Source organism: Buttiauxella sp. WJP83 (genome assembly GCF_027594725.1).
Taxonomy (GTDB): Bacteria; Pseudomonadota; Gammaproteobacteria; order Enterobacterales; family Enterobacteriaceae; genus Buttiauxella; species Buttiauxella selenatireducens.
The window spans coordinates 3840502-3860662 of record NZ_CP110080.1; the positions used below are offsets into that span (position 1 = coordinate 3840502).

The following is a 20161-nucleotide window of genomic DNA, read 5'->3' on the forward strand; positions in this document are numbered from 1 at the left end:
TGCTTTATTAAGCAGGCCTTTTTTTGTCTCACGATTTCGGTTGGTTGGAAATCAGTCGCGACATCGTTTCTAACGAGTCGGTGCGTAATACATAAAGCCGTTTCAGTAAAAACGGGTTATCTCCTGGCTTCACTTTCCCACGCACAGTCGTCACCGCCATATGGAATCCCGCATCGTTGGCTGCTTTCACGGCTTTATCGTTATAGCCACCAAAGGGGTACGAAAGGTATAAAACATGCGGATTAAACTGTGCCAGCGCGCGTCTGGAATGTTCAAAATCGAGCAGGATATTGCGGTAGGTACGGCGTAAAAGTGTCGGCTGGCGGTTTGCATCAACGCGATGCAAAAAGTGCGTGTGCGACTGGATATCAAACACATCCTGGCTGGCCTGTAGTTCCGATATGCTCATAAATTGCAGCGTTTTCGGGTTCCAGGTTTGCGGGTGCGCTTTAATACGTGACGAAATAATAAATGACGTTGCCTTAAAACCGTATTCTTTGAGGATCGGGTATGCGTAGCGATAAACCGACTTTAACCCATCATCAAAAGTAATCACCACCGCGCGCGCAGGCATGTTCATTCGATTGCGCACGTAACCTTCGAGCTGATACAAAGTCAGCGTGGTGTAACCCATATCCCGCAGCCAGGTCATTTGGTTGCTGAATGCCACAACCGACGTCGTGGTTGATGTATGACGAAAACGCGTGTTCTCTTCGTCACGCAGAATATGGTGATAAGTGAGCACCGGAATGCCGTTATCCGGCTGGGCATCAAGGCTGCTGATATACCCAAGGCGGTTGCCAATTCGAATCTGATACCAGGATTGGTTAAGCCGATCTTTCAGACTGGCGATTATGGGATAACGTAAGTTATTCGCCAGCGTACCAAACGGGGCGCTGCCACTGTCTGGTGCGTTATACACGGCCACGTCACGGAAGGTCACCAGGTTTTGATTGCTCAATGGCTTATGCAAATCGCCAAGCCTGTCTTCAACGCGTTGTTTTCCCTGCACTGGCTCCAGATGCGTTTTATCAATAAAGCCCGTACCAAAGCCAAAACTGAACTCGTAATAATCTGCCGCCGTCGGGACAACTGCCAGTATTTGCCCTTCCTGAATGGTGCCTACAGAGATGACTTTATCCCCCACTTGCGCCCAAATATCGGCATCTTCAGTGGTTTGCATATATTGCGCGGGAGTATGGTGGCTGCTGAGCAGGCTAGCATTAGCGCTACTACCACAAATCAGCATCAGGGCTGCAAAGATAAGACGAGTTAGCATAACGGGTTTGATTGCACTGAGTGTCTCAATGACGAGAAGAAGCGGTCATTCTAACAAAAGCCCGTCCAATACCAACCGATCAAATCAATAATGGTGTAGTAACACGAAAGGTGGATTTTTTTGTTGCTGATGCCAAAGGCTGGTGATATCGCCCCCGCCATGCTCAACAATATGGTCGCGGAACGCTTCACTGGTCAACGTGGTTCGATACGCACGCATCGCAAACAAAACGGGTAACGTAACACCGGAGATCACTTCACAATGGGTATGTTGGTGGCTGATTAATGCCGCAGTACGATAAGGGGCCGCCCCAGCCTGGTCGGTCAAAAAGACCACCCCGTCACCCGAATCACAATTATACAGCGCATCACACATCATACGACTCAGCATGTTGGTGCTCAGTCCCTTCCAGTAATTCACCGAACAACATTGAGCCTGAGGCCCAAAACGACGCTCAATTGCATCCAGCATATCCTGAGCGTAGTAATCATGACCCGCAATCACCCAACCTAACATGGCATTCTCCTTTTTGCAGGGCGACAGTGTGCCAATGTGAGATTTTTGCGCCGTGATACGAATCAATAGCAGGTAAGAAAAGTCTTAATTTACCTCCCTTTTCGGCTATCTCTGATACAGATCTCACTCAGCCTATTCGAGTGAGTGAGATCTGCAAGTCTTGCAGATTTTCCGTTCACCCGTACGGCTGATTATCTCTGTAACCGTTGTTAACGGTGAACGTGCCAGGTGGCTCACGCCAGCCCCCTGGCAACCCCGGCGCCCGGTTTTTAAATTGCCGCTTCGCGGTAAACCCCAGTTTATCCCCAACGTTCAGGGTCGTTAGCGACTCGCTCCCGGCGATCGCTCACTGGCGTGGTTCCCAACCACGCCCCCCTGACTAATGGGGAACACTGGGGCAATTTATACCGGGGACAAAGTCAAAACCGGTTCGGCTTTTGACCTTAGGTTTTGACGTTGACTTTGGTTCCGGCTTAAATCGCGCCGTTTTTTGCCCTTCAGTCGTGGTTGAGCCGCCGGGAGCGGCGAAAGAGAGCGATCGTCTGGAACGAATCGCGAACGACCGCGAATGTTGGGTAAAAGACGGTGTTTACCGCGCAGCGGCGATTTATTTGCCGGGAGTCCGGGTTCTTAGGGTGGCGACGGTGGACACCCTAAGTCGTTCATCGGTTCGGTGGCTGCATATAGCGGAAGACTTCGAGTGAACGGAACTTTCACCACTTCCGGCATAAACAGCCAATCCTAATCTCAAAGATGTGACTAAGAGACAGCCTCTCAGGGAGACTGTGAGAATTAGCTACGCAGACCACGCCCACGTTGGATCAAATACCAGCACAGAACATAGAATGCGGCGATAAAGCCCACTAGCACCGTGATGGTAAATAGCAGCGGTACGTCATTGATGCCCAGGAATCCGTAACGGAAACCGCTGATCATATACACCACTGGGTTCAAGTGGGACAGCGCCTGCCAGAACGGCGGCAGCAGCGTCAGAGAGTAGAACACGCCGCCCAAATAGGTCAGTGGAGTCAGCACGAAAGTGGGGATCAGACTGATATCGTCAAAGGTTTTGGCAAACACCGCGTTCAGCAAACCTGCCAACGAAAACAGAATAGCCGTCAGCAACAGCGTTAACGCGACAAAGAGCCATGAATGAACCTGGAATGGCACGAAGAACAACGAAACGGCAGTCACCAGAATCCCAACGCACAAGCCACGTGCAACACCGCCACCAACGTAACCCGCAATAATGATATGGGTCGGCACCGGTGCCACCAGCAACTCCTCAATGTTGCGCTGGAATTTTGCGCTAAAGAAGGAAGACGCTACGTTGGCATAAGAGTTAGTGATCACCGCCATCATGATCAAACCCGGCACGATGAACTGCATATAAGTAAAGCCATGCATTGAACCGATTTGCGAGCCGATCAAGTTACCGAAAATAATAAAATACAGGGTCATAGTGATGACCGGTGGGACTAGCGTTTGAATCCAGATACGCGTGAAACGGTGGATTTCTTTGGTCCAGATACTTTTTAACGCCACCCAGTAAAGATGCATCATGCCTGGTCTCCTTTTGACCCGTTTACCAGCGTGACGAACAACTCTTCAAGACGGTTTGCTTTGTTACGCATACTTAATACCTGAACACCTTGCGAACTTAACTGGCTGAAAACACTGTTAATCCCCTGCTCGCGCAGCACTTCAACTTCCAGAGTCGAGGTATCCACCAGACGATACTGGTAGCCATCAAGCTGTGGCAGCGGGCTTTTCGGCGCTAAATCGAGGATAAAAGTCTCTGACTTCAGTTTGGAGAGTAATGATTTCATTGACGTATTTTCGACTAACTCACCATTCTGAATAATGCCGATATTGCGGCACAGCATCTCGGCTTCTTCAAGATAGTGGGTGGTCAAAATAATGGTGGTGCCTTTGTCGTTCAGATCCTTCAGGAAGCCCCACATTGAACGGCGCAGTTCGATGTCGACGCCCGCTGTGGGTTCATCAAGAATTAACAATTTAGGCTCATGCATTAAGGCACGGGCAATCATCAAACGGCGCTTCATGCCACCGGATAACATGCGCGCACGTTCGTTGCGTTTTTCCCACAAATCGAGCTGTTTCAGGTATTTTTCGCTACGTGCGATGGCTTCGCTACGTTCAACGCCGTAATAACCCGCCTGATGCACAACAATCTGTTGCACCGTCTCAAATGGGTTGAAGTTAAATTCCTGCGGCACCAGTCCAAGCTGGCGTTTGGCGTTAACAATGTCTTTTTGCAGATCGTAACCAAACACGCGAACCCGACCTGAGGTTTTATTTACCAGCGAGCTGATAATACCGATGGTGGTGGATTTTCCTGCGCCGTTTGGCCCCAGCAGGGCGTAAAAGTCCCCTGCTTCAACACGAAGATCTATGCCGCGCAGCGCCTGTACACCGCCGGGATAGGTTTTCGTTAACTGTTCCAGTTCTAATGCAATTGTCATTATTTACGGTTGCCTTGTCCGGTACAAAAAAAGTTAAGCAGTTTTAAAATTGATCTCGCTAATCTAGTTGCCCTATATTACCTCAACGCACTTCTCCTGTTACAGGTTGTTAACTTCCATGAAAGACATTGATACCCTCATCAGCAATAACCAGGTCTGGTCAAAACTGATGGAGGACGAAGATCCGGGTTTTTTTGAACGTTTGTCTCAAGCCCAAAAACCTCGCTTCTTATGGATCGGCTGTTCCGATAGCCGCGTACCTGCCGAGCGTCTGACGGGCCTTGAGCCTGGCGAGTTGTTTGTTCACCGTAATGTGGCAAACCTGGTCATTCATACGGATTTGAATTGCCTTTCTGTTGTTCAGTACGCAGTAGATGTTCTTGAAGTTGAACACATTATCATCTGCGGCCACTACGGATGTGGTGGTGTACAAGCGGCAGTTGAGAACCCAGATTTAGGGCTGATTAACAACTGGCTGTTGCACATCCGCGATATCTGGTTCAAGCATAGCTCCCTGCTGGGAGAACTCCCACCGGAGCAGCGTCTTGATACGCTTTGCGAACTGAACGTGATGGAGCAGGTTTATAACCTTGGCCATTCCACCATCATGCAGTCAGCGTGGAAACGCGGGCAAAAAGTCACCGTACACGGTTGGGCTTACGGTATTCACGATGGTCGCCTGCGCGATTTGGAAGTGACGGCCACCAGCCGCGAATCGCTGGAACAGGGCTACCGTAGCGGGATTTCAAATCTTCAGAATTCTCACATCAGCCACAAGAATAGAACACCTTCTCAGTAACACAGATAGCAAAAAGGGCCTTAAAGGCCCTTTTTTAACATCAAAACTTCGCGCTTTTCGACACGTTACTCGTCCAGCAGAACCACTTTACCGACGTAAGGCAGATGGCGATAACGCTGAGCGTAATCAATGCCGTAACCCACCACAAATTCGTCAGGAATGGCGAAACCCACCCACTCAACGTTCACGTCCACTTCACGACGCTCCGGTTTATCCAGCAGCGTACAAATTGCCAGTGACTTTGGCTCACGCAGGCTCAGAATTTCGCGCACTTTGCTCAGCGTATTACCGGAATCGATAATATCTTCGACGATCAGCACGTCTTTACCGCGAATATCTTCATCGAGATCTTTCAGGATTTTCACATCGCGGGTGGTGGACATGCCGCTGCCATAACTCGATGCCGTCATAAAATCGACTTCGTGTGGCACGTGGACTTCACGGCACAGGTCCGCCATGAACATAAATGAGCCACGCAGCAGACCAACCAGCACCATATCACTACCGCTATCACGATAATGTTCAGTGATCTCACGACCCAACTCAGCGATACGGGCTTTGATCTCCGCTTCGGGGATCATCACTTCAACAGTATGTTTCATAGTTATAACCATATGATTTAAAAATAAATCATTCGATATCGGTTAATTTTAAACCAATACAAAATATTCAGGCCAGCAGTATAACAGCAAAACACATTCTCATCCGCTATCAGTAAAAAAGCCATTTATGTGATGAATATCACACTTGTTAATAACTATAATGAATTGCTATCAAATTTTTAAGAGCGTGATAATTGTGAAAACAAATAACTCTGGTTCGCGAGTCATCGCAACCTTAACAGCCCTGTTTGCAGTACTGACCGGGCTGTATTTACTTATTGGCGGGATATGGTTAGTGGCAATTGGAGGTTCCTGGTACTACCCCATTGCAGGCGTGGTGATGCTGGTCACCGCAGGTTTACTTTGGCAACGTAAAGCATTGGCGCTGTGGCTGTATGCCGCATTACTGCTTTGCACCGCAGTGTGGTCAGTCTGGGAAGTCGGTTTCGATTTCTGGGCACTCACACCGCGTTTAGACGTACTTTTCTTCTTCGGCGTTTGGTTACTGCTCCCGTTTGTTTATCGTCATCTGATTCAACCGGCTACAGGTGCCGCTCCCGCGCTTGGGGCAGTGCTGGTGATTACCGTGATTGGGCTGGCCTGGGCGGTCTTTAACGATCCGCAAGAAATTAACGGCACGCTGAAAAGCGATGAACTGACAACGACAGCAAGCTCCACCATTCCTGATGCCGACTGGCCTGCATATGGTCGCAATCAGGAAGGACAGCGCTACTCTCCTTTAAAACAGATCAACGATAAAAACGTCGGTAAGCTTGAAGAGGCGTGGACCTTCCAGACGGGTGACGTGAAGCGCCCAACCGATCCGGGTGAAATCACCAACGAAGTCACTCCGATTAAAATCCGCGACACGCTTTACCTGTGTACCGCTCACCAGCAACTGTTTGCGCTGGATGCAGCAACCGGTAAGCAGAAGTGGAAATTCGATCCGCGACTGGATACCAACCCTTCGTTCCAACACGTGACTTGCCGTGGGGTTTCTTACCACGAAGCGACTGCGGATAACGCAAGCCCGGATGTCGTTTCAGACTGCCCTCGTCGTATCATCCTTCCGGTGAATGACGGGCGTCTGTTTGCAATCAATGCCGATAACGGCCAGCTGTGCGAAAGCTTTGCTAACAAAGGTATTCTGAATCTGCAAACCAATATGCCGGTGACCACACCAGGCATGTATGAGCCAACATCACCGCCCATTATCACCGATAAAGTGATTGTGATTGCGGGTGCAGTGACAGATAACTTCTCTACTCGCGAGCCGTCTGGTGTTATCCGTGGCTTTGATGTGAACAGCGGCAAACTGCTGTGGGCATTCGACCCGGGTGCAAAAGATCCGAATACCATTCCAGGCGACGAACATCATTTCACCCTTAACTCGCCGAATTCCTGGGCACCAGCCGCCTATGATGCAAAGCTTGATTTGGTTTATCTGCCAATGGGGGTGACCACGCCGGATATTTGGGGTGGTAATCGCACACCAGAACAGGAGCGCTATGCGAGCAGCATTGTCGCCTTGAACGCAACGACCGGGAAACTGGCATGGTCTTATCAAACGGTTCACCACGACCTGTGGGATATGGACATGCCATCGCAGCCCACACTTGCCGATATTAGCGACAAGAACGGCAACCTGATCCCGGTTATCTACGCACCAGCGAAAACCGGCAACATCTTTGTGCTGGACCGTCGTGACGGCAAACTGGTCGTTCCGGCTCCGGAAAAACCGGTTCCGCAGGGTGCAGCGAAAGGTGATTACGTTACGCCAACCCAACCGTTCTCCGATCTCAGCTTCCGTCCGAAGAAAGATCTCAGCGGTGCGGATATGTGGGGGGCGACGCTCTACGACCAGATGGTCTGCCGTATTATCTTCCACAACTTGCGTTATGAAGGCATTTTCACACCGCCGTCTGAGCAAGGCACGCTGGTGTTCCCGGGCAACCTGGGGATGTTCGAGTGGGGTGGAATTTCAGTTGACCCGAACCGTCAGGTGGCGATCGCCAACCCTATGGCCCTGCCGTTTGTTTCTAAGCTGATGCCACGCGGCCCAGGCAACCCAATGGAGCCACCGAAAGATGCTAAAGGTAGCGGTTCTGAATCTGGCATTCAGCCACAGTACGGCGTGCCATATGGCGTGACGCTGAACCCGTTCCTCTCTCCGTTCGGCTTACCGTGTAAGCAACCGGCGTGGGGTTATATTTCTGCGGTCGATTTGAAAACCAATGAAGTGGTGTGGAAAAAACGTATCGGTACCGTGCATGACAGCTCACCGCTTCCACTGCCGTTTAAAATGGGGATGCCAATGCTGGGCGGCCCAATTTCGACCGCAGGGAACGTGCTGTTTATTGGCGCAACCGCAGATAACTATTTGCGCGCTTATAACATGAGCAACGGTGACAAACTGTGGGAAGCGCGTCTGCCAGCCGGTGGACAGGCAACGCCGATGACCTATGAAGTGAATGGTAAGCAGTACGTCGTGATTTCTGCGGGTGGCCACGGCTCCTTCGGAACCAAGATGGGCGACTATATTGTTGCTTATGCTTTGCCGGACGACGCTAAGTAATTTTCCCCTCACCCTAACCCTCTCCCAACGGGAGAGGGAACTGTTCAGTTTTCTCCCTCCCCAGCCAGAGCACGGTTTTCCCCCTCTCCCCGTGGGAGAGGGCCGGGGTGAGGGCAATTTTACGCCACCGTAAATCCGAGCATCATGCCGGTATCTTCATGTTCGAGCAGATGGCAGTGCGCCATATACGCATGCTCCTTTGAAGCGACATGATCAAAACGCACTAACACTTCGCTTCGCCCGCCTTCCACACGCACGGTATCTTTCCAGCCCTGACGATGGGCCGCTACCGGTTGACCATTCTCACTGAGGATGCGGAATTGCGTTCCATGAATATGGAAGGGATGTAGCATCATGTCGCCTTCGCCGGAAATCGTCCATTTTTCGTATTTGCCCTTTTCAGCGGCGAAAGCGGGCGTATTCATATCAAACGCTTTTCCGTTGATCTTATTGGCATTATGGAAGTCGAAACCTGCGCCTTGTTTGCCATGATTCATGCCGCCGTGATTCATCTTGCCATGGTCCATATTCCCCATGTCGCCCATATTCCCATGCCCGGACATGTTCATGCCGCCCATCGCCTGAGGGCCGTATTTATCCATCAGCGCCTGCATTCCCATCATATCCAGCATCGGATCCATCATCAGTTGCAACCAGCGTTCGGTAACCCCTTCATGATTGGGTATCGCCGGGACGGTAGCCAGTTTATCGGGGAGTTCGGCAGAAGCGGCGATAATCAGCGGTTGGATGCGCACGACAGGCACTGGCTGGTCAAAAGGCGCGACCGTCATCCCCATTTGTTTAACCGGCAGCGTGACGATATCAAACGCTTTACCGTCACGAGTATCCACCAGCACTTCGAAGCGCTCCCCCATTAACATCGGGAGTTCGGTGACTTTGACCGGTTCCGCGAGCAGTCCACCATCGCTGGCAATCACGTACAACGGTCGGTTATCGCTGGCGGCAATATTTAATGAACGAGCGTTACAGCCATTGAGCAAGCGTAAACGCAACCAGCCACGCGGATTAGCATGTTGCGGGTACACCGCTCCGTTACACAACAGCGTATCGCCAAACCAGCCAACAGCCGCACTCATAAGATCCAGTTGATAATCAATTTGCCCATCGGCACTGAAACGCTTGTCCTGGATAATCAGCGGCACATCATCGATGCCCCACTGCTTCGGTAAGCGCAGCGCACGGCTTTCGTTATCCTCAATCAATACCAGTCCCGCAAGACCCATCGCGACCTGATGACCCGTTTTTCCATGCTGATGCGGGTGGAACCAGCACGTTGCCGCGCGTTGCTGCGGTGTAAATTTCACAGTGCGTTTGCCACCTGCGGCAATGACACCTTGTGGACCGCCGTCGACATCGCCGGGGATTTCTAAACCATGCCAGTGAAGCGTCGTCTCTTCCGCGAGGGTGTTATTTATCTCAACGGTAACTTCTTCACCCTGACTAAGCTGTAACGCAGGCCCAAGCAAATTGCCGTTATAACCCCAGGTGGTGGCCGTTTTTCCGTTGAATGTGCTTTTGCCGCCTTGTACGGTTAAACGGATGCTATTCTTTGCATCAGGGGAAAGAATTCCGGGGATCGGCAATGCGGGTCTGTCGGCCGCCAGTGCCGCTTTACTCCAGAGCGGCAGAGCGCTAAACGCACCAATAGCAGCAGAATATTTTAGAAAATCACGGCGATGCATATTCAATTCCTTTCTTTAGCAGGCGTGCTGTTGAGCATAAACCTTTACCCAAGGGGAAGGTCAAGTTTTACCCAGAGAATAGCGCTGTGAATAATTCTCGTCGCGTCTTGCTCAACTGTGCTAACGTTTCGTATCTGAGAAAAAGTGGTAGATGTGATGAAGATGGGTGTTAGGGCATTAATGCTGGGATTGTTGCTGGCTTTTTCTACCAGCAGTCAGGCACTTAGCGAGTCTGAAGCAGAAGATATGGCCGATCTTACTGCGGTTTTTGTGTTCCTGAAAAATGATTGCGGCTACCAAAATCTGCCTAACGGACAAATTCGTCGCGCACTGGTGTTTTTTGCACAACAAAACCAGTGGGATTTGAGCAATTACGATACTTTCAACATGAAAGCATTGGGTGAAGACAGCTATCGTGATCTCAGCGGAATTGCCATCCCAACAGCGAACAAATGTAAATCCCTGGCCCGGGACTCATTGAGTCTGCTCGCCTACGTGAAATAGCCAAAAACTATGTCGTCCCAAAAGTCACTCAATAAACTTTTGGGACACTGCAACAAACGGGTTTAACGATTTTGTGCAATAAATTCCCGGTAGGCGTTAACCACTTGCATAAAGTCCTCAACGCCGCAGAATGACAGGCTCTCTTCGTCGTAGTAATTCATCCCGTCTTCCATTTCATCACCGGTTATTTCCAGCTGATTGGCACGGATAATCACCTCTTCTTCATCGAGCCACAACGTGTATTCGTGCCCAGTACGTTGCCACTGGCGTTCACTACCTTTTACTGAGTTTGCTGCCTCTTCAACTTCATCGAGCAGGGCGAGATTATCTTTTACTTCTTCATTAAACCAATGACCCACCACTTCGTGACCCATCGACATACGCACTTTCACCAACCCGGTGACATCGCGCAAAAATTCATATTCCATGGTGTTTTCCTCTACCCGGCCTGGGGAAATACAGTACCCCTTAGCGTATAAGGTAATTATCGCAGCAAAACCGGCGAAAAACAGGATGTAAGTACAGGATAGGGAAATAAAATTGATGGGGGGAATTGAGTTGTCTGATGCCCTCACCCCGGCCCTCTCCCTCGGGGAGAGGGAGAAAACCTGACAATCCCCTCTCCCGTTGGGAGAGGGTTAGGGTGAGGGGAAAATCATTTACACCGCGGTCTGGAAAATCACGCCGTCAGCTTTCTCGGTGTACTGAGAAAGTTTGTCGAAGTTCAGATAACGGTAGGTATCAACCGCCGTCTTATCAACCTGCGCCATGAAGGTCTGGTATTCGTCAGGCGTTGGCAGTTTGCCCAGCAGTGAAGCCACTGCGGCCAGTTCTGCGGAAGCCAGGAACACGTTAGCACCAGTACCCAAACGGTTAGGGAAGTTACGCGTTGACGTTGAAACCACGGTCGAACCATCTGCCACACGCGCCTGGTTACCCATACACAGTGAACAGCCTGGGATTTCGATACGTGCACCGCTCTTACCAAACACGCTGTAGTAGCCTTCCTCAGTCAACTGAGCGGCATCCATACGCGTTGGCGGAGCAACCCACAGTCGAGTCGGCAACTGACCTTTGTGGCTATCGAGCAGTTTACCTGCCGCACGGAAGTGGCCGATGTTGGTCATGCAAGAACCGATGAACACTTCATCAATTTTCTCGCCCTGAACATCAGACAGCAGACGTGCATCGTCCGGATCGTTTGGCGCACACAGAATAGGCTCTTTGATATCGTTCAGATCGATTTCAATGATCTCTGCGTATTCTGCATCGGCATCCGCTTCCATCAGCTGAGGATCGGCCAACCATTTTTCCATGCCCTGGATGCGGCGCTCAAGCGTACGACGATCGCCGTAACCTTCTGCGATCATCCACTTCAGCAGCACGATGTTAGAGCTCAGATACTCTTCGATCGGTTCGCGATCAAGCTTGATGGTACAGCCAGCAGCTGAACGCTCAGCGGAAGCATCGGTCAGTTCAAATGCCTGCTCAACTTTAAGCGTTGGCAGACCTTCGATTTCCAGGATGCGACCAGAGAAGATGTTTTTCTTACCTTTCTTCTCAACGGTCAACAGACCTTGCTTGATGGCATACAGCGGGATGGCATGAACCAAATCACGCAGGGTGATCCCCGGCTGCATTTTACCTTTGAAGCGCACCAGCACAGACTCTGGCATATCCAGAGGCATTACGCCGGTTGCCGCAGCAAACGCCACCAGACCAGAACCCGCCGGGAAGGAAATCCCGATAGGGAAACGGGTGTGGGAGTCACCGCCCGTACCGACGGTATCAGGCAGCAGCATACGGTTCAGCCACGAGTGGATAACGCCATCGCCCGGACGCAGCGACACACCGCCACGGTTCATGATGAAGTCAGGCAACGTGTGGTGAGTATTCACATCCACAGGCTTTGGATAAGCGGCGGTGTGGCAGAAGGACTGCATCACCAAATCAGCAGAGAAGCCCAGGCACGCCAGGTCTTTCAGTTCATCACGGGTCATTGGACCGGTGGTGTCTTGAGAACCGACTGAAGTCATTTTTGGTTCGCAATACTGATTCGGGCGAATACCTTCAACGCCACACGCACGGCCAACCATTTTCTGTGCCAGTGAGAAACCACGGGTACTTTGCGCAACATCTTTCGCCTGCACAAACACTTCGCTACGTGGCAAGTCCAGCGCTTCGCGCGCTTTGGTAGTCAGGCCGCGACCGATGATCAACGGGATACGACCGCCAGCACGCACTTCGTCCAGCAGCACATCGGTTTTCAGCTCGAAATTCGCGATGACTTCGTTAGTTTCGTGGTTACGTACTTCACCTTTGTATGGGTAGATGTCGATAACATCGCCCATGTTCAGATTGTTTACGTCAACTTCGATTGGCAATGCACCGGCATCTTCCATGGTGTTAAAGAAGATTGGCGCGATTTTACCGCCGAGCACCACACCACCGCCGCGCTTGTTCGGCACGTTCGGGATATCGTCGCCCATAAACCACAGCACAGAGTTGGTCGCAGATTTACGCGAAGAACCGGTACCCACAACGTCGCCCACATAGGCCAGTGGGAAACCTTTCTTATTTAATGCTTCGATCTGTTTGATCGGGCCAACGCTACCAGGTTGATCCGGCACAATACCTTCACGGGCGTTTTTCAGCATTGCCAGCGCGTGCAGAGGGATATCCGGGCGTGACCAGGCATCAGGTGCAGGAGACAGGTCATCGGTGTTCGTTTCACCCGTCACTTTAAATACGGTAACGGTGATTTTCTCAGCCAGTTTAGGGCGAGACAGGAACCACTCGGCATCGGCCCAGGCTTTCAGCACTTGTTGCGCGTGGGGATTACCGGCTTTTGCTTTCTCTTCTACGTCGTAGAAGTTATCAAACATCAGCAACGTGTGGGACAACGCTTTGGCTGCAATCGGTGCCAATTTTTCGTTATCCAGCGCGTCAATCAACGGGTGAATGTTGTAGCCACCTTGCATGGTGCCAAGCAGTTCTACAGCTTTCTCAGGGGAGATTAACGGGGAAGTGGCTTCACCTTTGGAGATGGCAGCCAGGAAACCGGCTTTAACGTAGGCGGCTTCATCAACGCCTGGCGGAACACGATTGGTAATAAGATCTAAAAGGAATTCTTCTTCACCCGCTGGCGGGGTTTTCAGCAGCTCGACCAGTGCGGCCATTTGGGATGCTTCTAAAGGTTTTGGAACAATCCCATCTGCAGCACGTTCGGCTACGTGCTTACGGTATTCTTCTAGCACGACGGTTCTCCTCGCTCTCATTGTCATTTCGGTTCCGGCTATTTTCTTCACGCTCCTGTGAGACAGCAGTTTGTAGGGTAAAAGCCCGGTTCCGCGACGGGCAGCATAGCAGGATTTTCAGGGGGTGTTAATCCGTTTACAAAAAAGCAACATTAAATACTTGCTGAATCGTTAAGGACAAAATATTACTTTTTATTATGGGCTCCGGGCACAAAAAACCGCATTTGGATGCCAGGTTTTGTACAGGGTTTGTATAGGCAGAAATAATATTTCACGGTTTTGTCTGATTTTCACGGCAAGAATCCCTGTTTAAGACAAAAATTAAACTATCAGCTCCCTATACTCGCCACGAATTGCCGCTTCACACGGCACAGCTCCCTACTTCTGAATACCAGGAGACGTTAAATGAAGTTGCCATTCAAGCCTCATATTCTTGCCCTCGTTGGGAGTGCTGTCATTTTAGCGGCGTCAGGCGTGCTATTAGTGAAAAGCCAAACAGAGGCAGCATCGTCTGTACCTGAACCTGTCGCACAACCTGCAGCGCCTGCTCCAGCTGCTGCACCCGCGACGCCCGTAGCAGGAACGACTGCACCACTCACAAATGCTCCTACATTTACTTCTGCCCAAATAGACCAATGGGTTGCGCCTGTTGCGTTATTCCCTGACCCACTGTTATCGCAAGTGCTCATGGCGGCGACCTACCCGGCGAACGTGGTTCAGGCGGTGCAATGGTCTCATGACAACCCTAAGCTCGAGGGTGATGCCGCCGTTCAGGCTGTCTCTACTCAGCCCTGGGATCCGAGTGTTAAATCTCTGGTCGCTTTCCCACAATTAACGGCGTTAATGGGGGAAAACCCGCAATGGGTGCAGAATTTGGGTGATGCCTTCCTCGCACAACCTAAAGATGTAATGGATTCCGTGCAGAAATTGCGTTTGCTGGCGGAACAAACCGGTGCACTGAAAACGACACCGCAGCAAACGGTGACCACCGCCCCGGTAACAGTAAACCAGAATACAACGGTTAAAGAGTCATCGGGCACCAGCGCAGCCCCGGCTCCGACGGTCATAAAAATCGAACCCACTGACCCGCAGGTCGTTTATGTTCCGACTTACAATCCATCGACGGTGTACGGCACCTGGCCAAACACGGCTTATCCACCCGTTTATCTTCCCCCTCCCGAAGATCAGTTCGGTGACAACTTTGTCGATGGGCTGGGATTTGGCCTCGGCATAGTGACCACCGCGGCTTTATTTGGCAGCATCGACTGGGATGATGACGATTACCACCACCATGATAATTACAATGGCGGCGGCGGATATAACCGTAACGGAGACAACAACATCAATATTGACGTTGACCGTTACAACCGCGTTTCCGGGCAACATCTGGCCAATAGCAACAATATGCGTTTCCAGCATAATCCAGCCTACAGGGATGGGGTTGGCTATCAGTCCAATGCTGTTTCTGAACGCTATAACCGGACGAATGCTGCCGCTGGGCTTAGCACAACGCCAAACGCCGCATCAGCCAACCGTGATGCTCAGCGACAAGCAGCCAGGACCCAGGTGCAGCAAACTCAACGGAAAACGGGGGGCTCAGCACAACAAGCCACTTCCCGCGATGCTCAACGCAAGGCTTCAGCCCAACAAGTGAACAAAGTTGCTCAGCGCAATAATTATCGCGGTTACGACACACCTAACACGGATGCTCGCCGCAACGCCGCGAAGACGCAGGCCAACCGTTCAACGAATCAGCAAAACCAACGTCGTCAGGAAGCGGCCAGAACACAGACGCGTGAACAACAGAATCGGGCCAGCACCAATGTGGCGCAGCGTCAGCAACGCGCTCCACAACAATCAAGATCAGCATTAAGCGGTAACGACAGCCGTTCCCCTTCCTGGCAGGCACAAAACCAGCGTGGGCAACAAAGTCTTAATCGCTCATCGGCAAACCGTGAACATCGCGGTGGTGGTGGCAGGGAACGTGGCTCTCAGGGTCGTGAATTTAATCGTCGTTAAAAGGAGGCATCATGAAAAATCGTATGAAGTTAAGTGCATTAGTCATGCTTATGCTGCCTGCCTTTGTGCAGGCACAGCAACTGTTCACCACACCTGAACTGGCAGCCACTACATTTGCAAAAGCCGTTATTAACCAGGATGAAGCCGCACTGACCAAAGTACTTGGCGATAACTGGCGGCAGTATCTTCCTGATGACAAAGCCGATCCTGAAGCGGTCGCGCGTTTTATTCGTGACTGGAAAGTGAGTCATAAAATCGAGCAGAAAGGGGAAACTGCGCATCTGAATGTTGGGCAAGAAAACTGGCAATTACCTATCCCGATAGTGAAAACGGATGCGGGCTGGCACTTCGATATGCAGCAGGCTGCGGATGAAATTCTCACGCGCACCATTGGCCTAAACGAGCTTTCTGCGATTCAGGCAATAGATGCCTATGTGGCGGCGCAGCAAGATTACTATGAACTCGATCAGCAATACGCGCAGAAGTTTGTCAGTACCGAAGGTAAGAAAGACGGTTTGTACTGGCCACTCACTCCAGGTGAAGCGCCCAGCCCACTGGGTCCAAGCTTCAGCCCAGCGCAACCAGGCATGGGGTATCACGGTTATCACTTCCGTATTCTTACAGCGCAAGGTCCAGACGCACCGGGTGGTGAGAAAAACTATATTTCAGACGGGAAAATGGTAGACGGCTTTGCGTTAATTGCCTGGCCTGTCGAGTATGGAGAAACGGGCGTCACCACCTTTATGGTAAATAACCAAGGGACGGTTTATCAGAAGGATTTGGGTGAGCAAACGGCTGAAAAAGTGATTGAGATAAAACATTTCAACCCAGACAAAAGCTGGGAAGAAGAGCAGCAATAATCCAATAAAAAAAGCGGCCTAAGCCGCTTTTTTTTATTACCATCAAGCGATTACTTCTTTTTCGCTTTCGGGTTTGGCAGGTCGGTGATGCTACCTTCGAAGATCTCGGCAGCCAGACCTACTGACTCGTGCAGAGTCGGGTGCGCGTGGATAGTGAGCGCGATATCTTCTGCGTCACAACCCATTTCGATAGCCAGACCGATTTCGCCCAACAGCTCACCGCCGTTAGTCCCGACAATCGCACCACCGATAACACGGTGAGTTTCTTTGTCGAAAATCAGTTTGGTCATACCGTCTGCGCAATCGGAAGCAATAGCACGGCCAGAAGCAGCCCACGGGAAGGTGGCGGTTTCGTAGCTGATGCCTTTTTCTTTCGCTTCTTTCTCGGTCAGACCCACCCATGCAACTTCTGGTTCGGTATAAGCAATAGAAGGAATCACTTTCGGGTCGAAGTAGTGCTTCATGCCAGCGATAACTTCCGCTGCAACGTGACCTTCGTGAACACCTTTGTGCGCAAGCATTGGCTGGCCAACGATGTCGCCGATAGCATAGATGTGCGGCACGTTAGTGCGCATTTGCTTATCGGTACGAATGAAACCACGGTCATCAACTTCAACGCCAGCAGCGCCCGCATCCAGCAGTTTACCGTTAGGTACGCGGCCGATGGCAACCAGAACCGCATCATAACGCTGTGGTTCAGCTGGGGCTTTTTTGCCTTCCATCGTGACGTAGATACCATCTTCTTTGGCTTCTACCGCGGTCACTTTGGTTTCCAGCATCAGGTTGAATTGCTTGCTGATACGTTTGGTGAAGACTTTCACCACGTCTTTGTCGGCAGCCGGGATAACCTGGTCAAACATTTCAACCACGTCAATATCTGAACCCAGCGCATGGTAGACGGTACCCATTTCCAGACCGATGATACCGCCACCCATAACCAGCAGGCGTTTCGGTACGGTTTTCAGTTCCAGTGCGTCGGTAGAATCCCATACGCGTGGATCTTCATGCGGAATGAATGGCAGTTCGATCGGACGGGAACCCGCCGCGATAATGGCGTTATCAAAGGTGATGGTCGTTGGACCATTTTCGCCTTCAACAACTAAGGTGTTAGCGCCGGTAAATTTACCCAGGCCGTTCACCACTTTAACTTTACGACCTTTCGCCATACCCGCCAGGCCACCAGTCAACTGGTTGATAACCTTTTCTTTCCAGGTACGGATTTTGTCGATGTCAGTTTTCGGCTCGCCGAAAACAATGCCATGCTCAGCTAAAGCTTTCGCTTCTTCGATAACTTTAGCAACGTGCAGCAGGGCTTTAGAAGGGATACAGCCAACGTTCAGACAAACACCACCAAGGGTGCTGTAACGCTCTACAATGACGGTCTCCAGACCTAAATCAGCGCAACGGAATGCAGCAGAGTAACCTGCCGGGCCTGCCCCAAGTACGACGACCTGAGTTTTGATTTCAGTACTCATCATGACCTCTTAATTTATTTCCGGCGGTCCCTGGTCTTTAACGCCCATTGCCACCGGGACGTTCTATCCGCCCGCAGTTTACAAAATTGTTAACAAATTTGAAACAACAAACGGCAAACGATTTGTGTTTGGCACCTGATAATCTCAAACAGCATCATGAGATTACCAGAAAAAAGCCGACCGATTGGCCGGCTTTTTGACTTACATCACCAGGCGGCGAATGTCGGCCAGCATGTTGTTGATGATGGTGATGAAGCGCGCACCATCAGCACCGTCAATCACACGGTGGTCGAAGGAAAGAGACATTGGCATCATCAGACGCGGCGTGAACTCTTTACCATTCCAGACTGGCTCCATAGAAGACTTGGAGACACCCAGGATTGCCACTTCTGGCGCGTTAACGATTGGCGCGAAGTGAGTCGTCCCGATACCGCCCAAGCTTGAGATAGTGAAGCAACCGCCCTGCATTTCGCCAGCAGTCAGCTTGCCATCGCGAGCTTTCTTCGAGATAGCCATCAGTTCGTGAGACAGCTCAACGATGCCTTTCTTGTTCACGTCTTTGAAGACCGGAACAACCAGACCGTTTGGCGTATCAACCGCAACACCGATGTTGATGTATTTTTTCAGCGTCAGCTTCTGGCCATCTTCGGACAGAGAGCTGTTGAAGCGTGGCATTTGCTCAAGAGCGGCAGCAACAGCCTTCATGATGAAGACAACTGGCGTGATTTTAACGCCCAGTTTCTTCTTCTCGGCTTCTACGTTCTGTTGTTTACGGAACGCTTCCAGCTCAGTGATATCGGTTTTGTCGAAGTGCGTAACGTGCGGGATCATCACCCAGTTACGGCTCAGGTTAGCACCAGAGATTTTCTGGATACGGCCCAGTTCAACTTCTTCGATTTCACCAAACTTGCTGAAGTCCACTTTCGGCCATGGCAGCATACCAGGAAGACCGCCGCCGGTTGCAGCAGCAGGTGCAGATTCAGCACGCTTAACCGCGTCTTTCACGTAAGTCTGAACGTCTTCGCGCAGGATACGACCTTTACGGCCAGTCCCTTTCACTTTCGCCAGGTTCACACCGAACTCACGCGCCAGGCGGCGAATCAGTGGCGTTGCGTGAACGTAAGCATCGTTCTCAGCAAACTCAGTTTTGCCGGAAGCCTGCGCTTGCGCTGCCGCTGGTTTTTGTGCTGCAGCTGCAGGAGCCGGAGCTGCTGCTTCTTGCTTAGCAGCAGGAGCTTGTGCAGCGCCTTCCACTTCAAAGACCATAATCAGAGAGCCGGTAGACACTTTGTCGCCCGCTTTGATTTTGATTTCTTTAACTACACCCGCGAACGGAGCCGGGACTTCCATAGAAGCTTTGTCGCCTTCTACGGTGATCAGTGATTGTTCAGCGGCAATTTTATCGCCCACTTTAACCATCACTTCAGTCACTTCAACTTCGTCACCACCGATGTCTGGTACGTTGACTTCTTTAGCAGCTGAGGCTGCTGGCGCAGCTGGAGCCGAAGCCTGTGCTGGAGCGGCAGCCGGTGCAGCACCCGCCACTTCGAAGACCATAATCAAGGAACCGGTAGACACTTTGTCACCAGTATTGATTTTGATTTCTTTAACGACACCCGCGAACGGAGCCGGGACTTCCATAGAAGCTTTATCGCCTTCTACGGTGATCAGGGATTGTTCAGCGGCAACGGTGTCGCCCACTTTAACCATGATCTCAGTCACTTCAACTTCGTCACCGCCGATGTCTGGTACGTTGACTTCTTTGGCCGCGGCAGCCACAGGAGCGGCCGCTGGCGCTGCTTCTTTCTTCTCTTCAGCCTGAACAGGAGCCGCTTGCGCGGCACCTTCGGCGGATTCGAAAATCATAACCAGTTTGCCGGTTTCAACTTTGTCACCTACCGCAACTTTGATCTCTTTGACCACACCTGCTTGCGGAGAAGGAACTTCCATTGAAGCCTTATCACCTTCCACGGAGATGATGGACTGGTCAACTTCAACCTTATCGCCCACTTTCACCATGATTTCGGTGACTTCAACTTCGTCTGCACCAATGTCCGGTACGTTGATTTCGATAGCCATTTTATTC

15 protein-coding genes are annotated in these 20161 nt (G+C 51.1%); 5 read left to right on the forward strand and 10 right to left on the reverse strand.

From position 1 onward, the window contains the following. Window positions 1-28 precede the first annotated feature (28 nt). From OH773_RS17790 to OH773_RS17805, 4 genes are all read right to left on the reverse strand, one after another. Entirely contained in the window at window positions 29-1279 is a 1251-nt protein-coding gene (locus OH773_RS17790; protein WP_270140548.1) for a polysaccharide deacetylase family protein, read from the reverse strand. Window positions 1280-1363: 84 nt separating this feature from the next. Then, window positions 1364-1795: a PTS sugar transporter subunit IIA gene (locus OH773_RS17795; protein WP_183272803.1), complete on the reverse strand. Its 432-nt coding sequence runs from the start codon at window positions 1793-1795 to the stop codon at window positions 1364-1366. A 792-nt stretch (window positions 1796-2587) separates the two neighbouring features. Next, window positions 2588-3358, reverse strand: coding sequence for an ABC transporter permease (locus OH773_RS17800; protein WP_270140550.1), 771 nt, complete (start codon window positions 3356-3358; stop codon window positions 2588-2590). Continuing rightward, window positions 3355-4281: an ABC transporter ATP-binding protein gene (locus tag OH773_RS17805; protein WP_270140552.1), complete on the reverse strand. Its 927-nt coding sequence runs from the start codon at window positions 4279-4281 to the stop codon at window positions 3355-3357. The genes OH773_RS17800 and OH773_RS17805 overlap by 4 nt, the downstream gene beginning before the upstream one ends. Before the next feature lie 118 nt (window positions 4282-4399). Between OH773_RS17805 and can the strand changes: the two genes are divergently transcribed. Continuing rightward, window positions 4400-5080 carry a carbonate dehydratase gene (gene can / locus OH773_RS17810; RefSeq protein ID WP_034493430.1) on the forward strand — a complete coding sequence of 227 codons (681 nt, stop codon included), beginning with the start codon at window positions 4400-4402 and terminating at the stop codon, window positions 5078-5080. Between the two features lie 65 nt (window positions 5081-5145). Here can and hpt read toward each other — a convergent pair whose 3' ends face one another. Further along, window positions 5146-5682 (reverse strand): hypoxanthine phosphoribosyltransferase, encoded by a 537-nt coding sequence (gene hpt, locus OH773_RS17815; protein WP_183272800.1) that lies wholly within the window; start codon window positions 5680-5682, stop codon window positions 5146-5148. Between the two features lie 160 nt (window positions 5683-5842). Here hpt and OH773_RS17820 point away from each other — a divergent pair, with 160 nt between their 5' ends. Continuing rightward, window positions 5843-8257, forward strand: a complete 2415-nt coding sequence (locus OH773_RS17820) for a glucose/quinate/shikimate family membrane-bound PQQ-dependent dehydrogenase (RefSeq protein ID WP_442865618.1) — start codon at window positions 5843-5845, stop codon at window positions 8255-8257. Between the two features lie 119 nt (window positions 8258-8376). Here the strand turns inward: OH773_RS17820 and cueO are convergent, their stop codons facing one another. Next, entirely contained in the window at window positions 8377-9960 is a 1584-nt protein-coding gene (gene cueO, locus OH773_RS17825; RefSeq protein ID WP_270140556.1) for a multicopper oxidase CueO, read from the reverse strand. A 156-nt stretch (window positions 9961-10116) separates the two neighbouring features. On the opposite strand from cueO, the gene OH773_RS17830 reads away from it, so the two are divergent. Then, window positions 10117-10464, forward strand: coding sequence for a YacC family pilotin-like protein (locus OH773_RS17830; RefSeq protein WP_064539870.1), 348 nt, complete (start codon window positions 10117-10119; stop codon window positions 10462-10464). A gap of 62 nt (window positions 10465-10526) precedes the next feature. Here the strand turns inward: OH773_RS17830 and yacL are convergent, their stop codons facing one another. Both yacL and acnB read right to left on the reverse strand, forming a co-directional pair. Then, window positions 10527-10892 (reverse strand): protein YacL, encoded by a 366-nt coding sequence (gene yacL / locus OH773_RS17835; protein ID WP_270140561.1) that lies wholly within the window; start codon window positions 10890-10892, stop codon window positions 10527-10529. A gap of 231 nt (window positions 10893-11123) precedes the next feature. Continuing rightward, window positions 11124-13721 carry a bifunctional aconitate hydratase 2/2-methylisocitrate dehydratase gene (acnB, locus tag OH773_RS17840; RefSeq protein WP_270140563.1) on the reverse strand — a complete coding sequence of 866 codons (2598 nt, stop codon included), beginning with the start codon at window positions 13719-13721 and terminating at the stop codon, window positions 11124-11126. A gap of 405 nt (window positions 13722-14126) precedes the next feature. On the opposite strand from acnB, the gene OH773_RS17845 reads away from it, so the two are divergent. Both OH773_RS17845 and OH773_RS17850 read left to right on the forward strand, forming a co-directional pair. Beyond that, on the forward strand, window positions 14127-15740 hold the full coding sequence (locus tag OH773_RS17845) for a DUF3300 domain-containing protein (RefSeq protein WP_270140565.1): 1614 nt from the start codon (window positions 14127-14129) through the stop codon (window positions 15738-15740). Between the two features lie 11 nt (window positions 15741-15751). Continuing rightward, window positions 15752-16600, forward strand: coding sequence for a DUF2950 domain-containing protein (locus OH773_RS17850; RefSeq protein WP_270140567.1), 849 nt, complete (start codon window positions 15752-15754; stop codon window positions 16598-16600). A gap of 50 nt (window positions 16601-16650) precedes the next feature. On the opposite strand, the gene lpdA is transcribed toward OH773_RS17850, so the two are convergent. Continuing rightward, entirely contained in the window at window positions 16651-18075 is a 1425-nt protein-coding gene (lpdA, locus tag OH773_RS17855; RefSeq protein WP_183272863.1) for a dihydrolipoyl dehydrogenase, read from the reverse strand. A 201-nt stretch (window positions 18076-18276) separates the two neighbouring features. Continuing rightward, the gene (gene aceF / locus OH773_RS17860; RefSeq protein WP_270140570.1) at window positions 18277-20154 is read right to left on the reverse strand and encodes a pyruvate dehydrogenase complex dihydrolipoyllysine-residue acetyltransferase; all 1878 of its coding nucleotides are present in this window, start codon (window positions 20152-20154) and stop codon (window positions 18277-18279) included. Window positions 20155-20161: the final 7 nt, after the last annotated feature.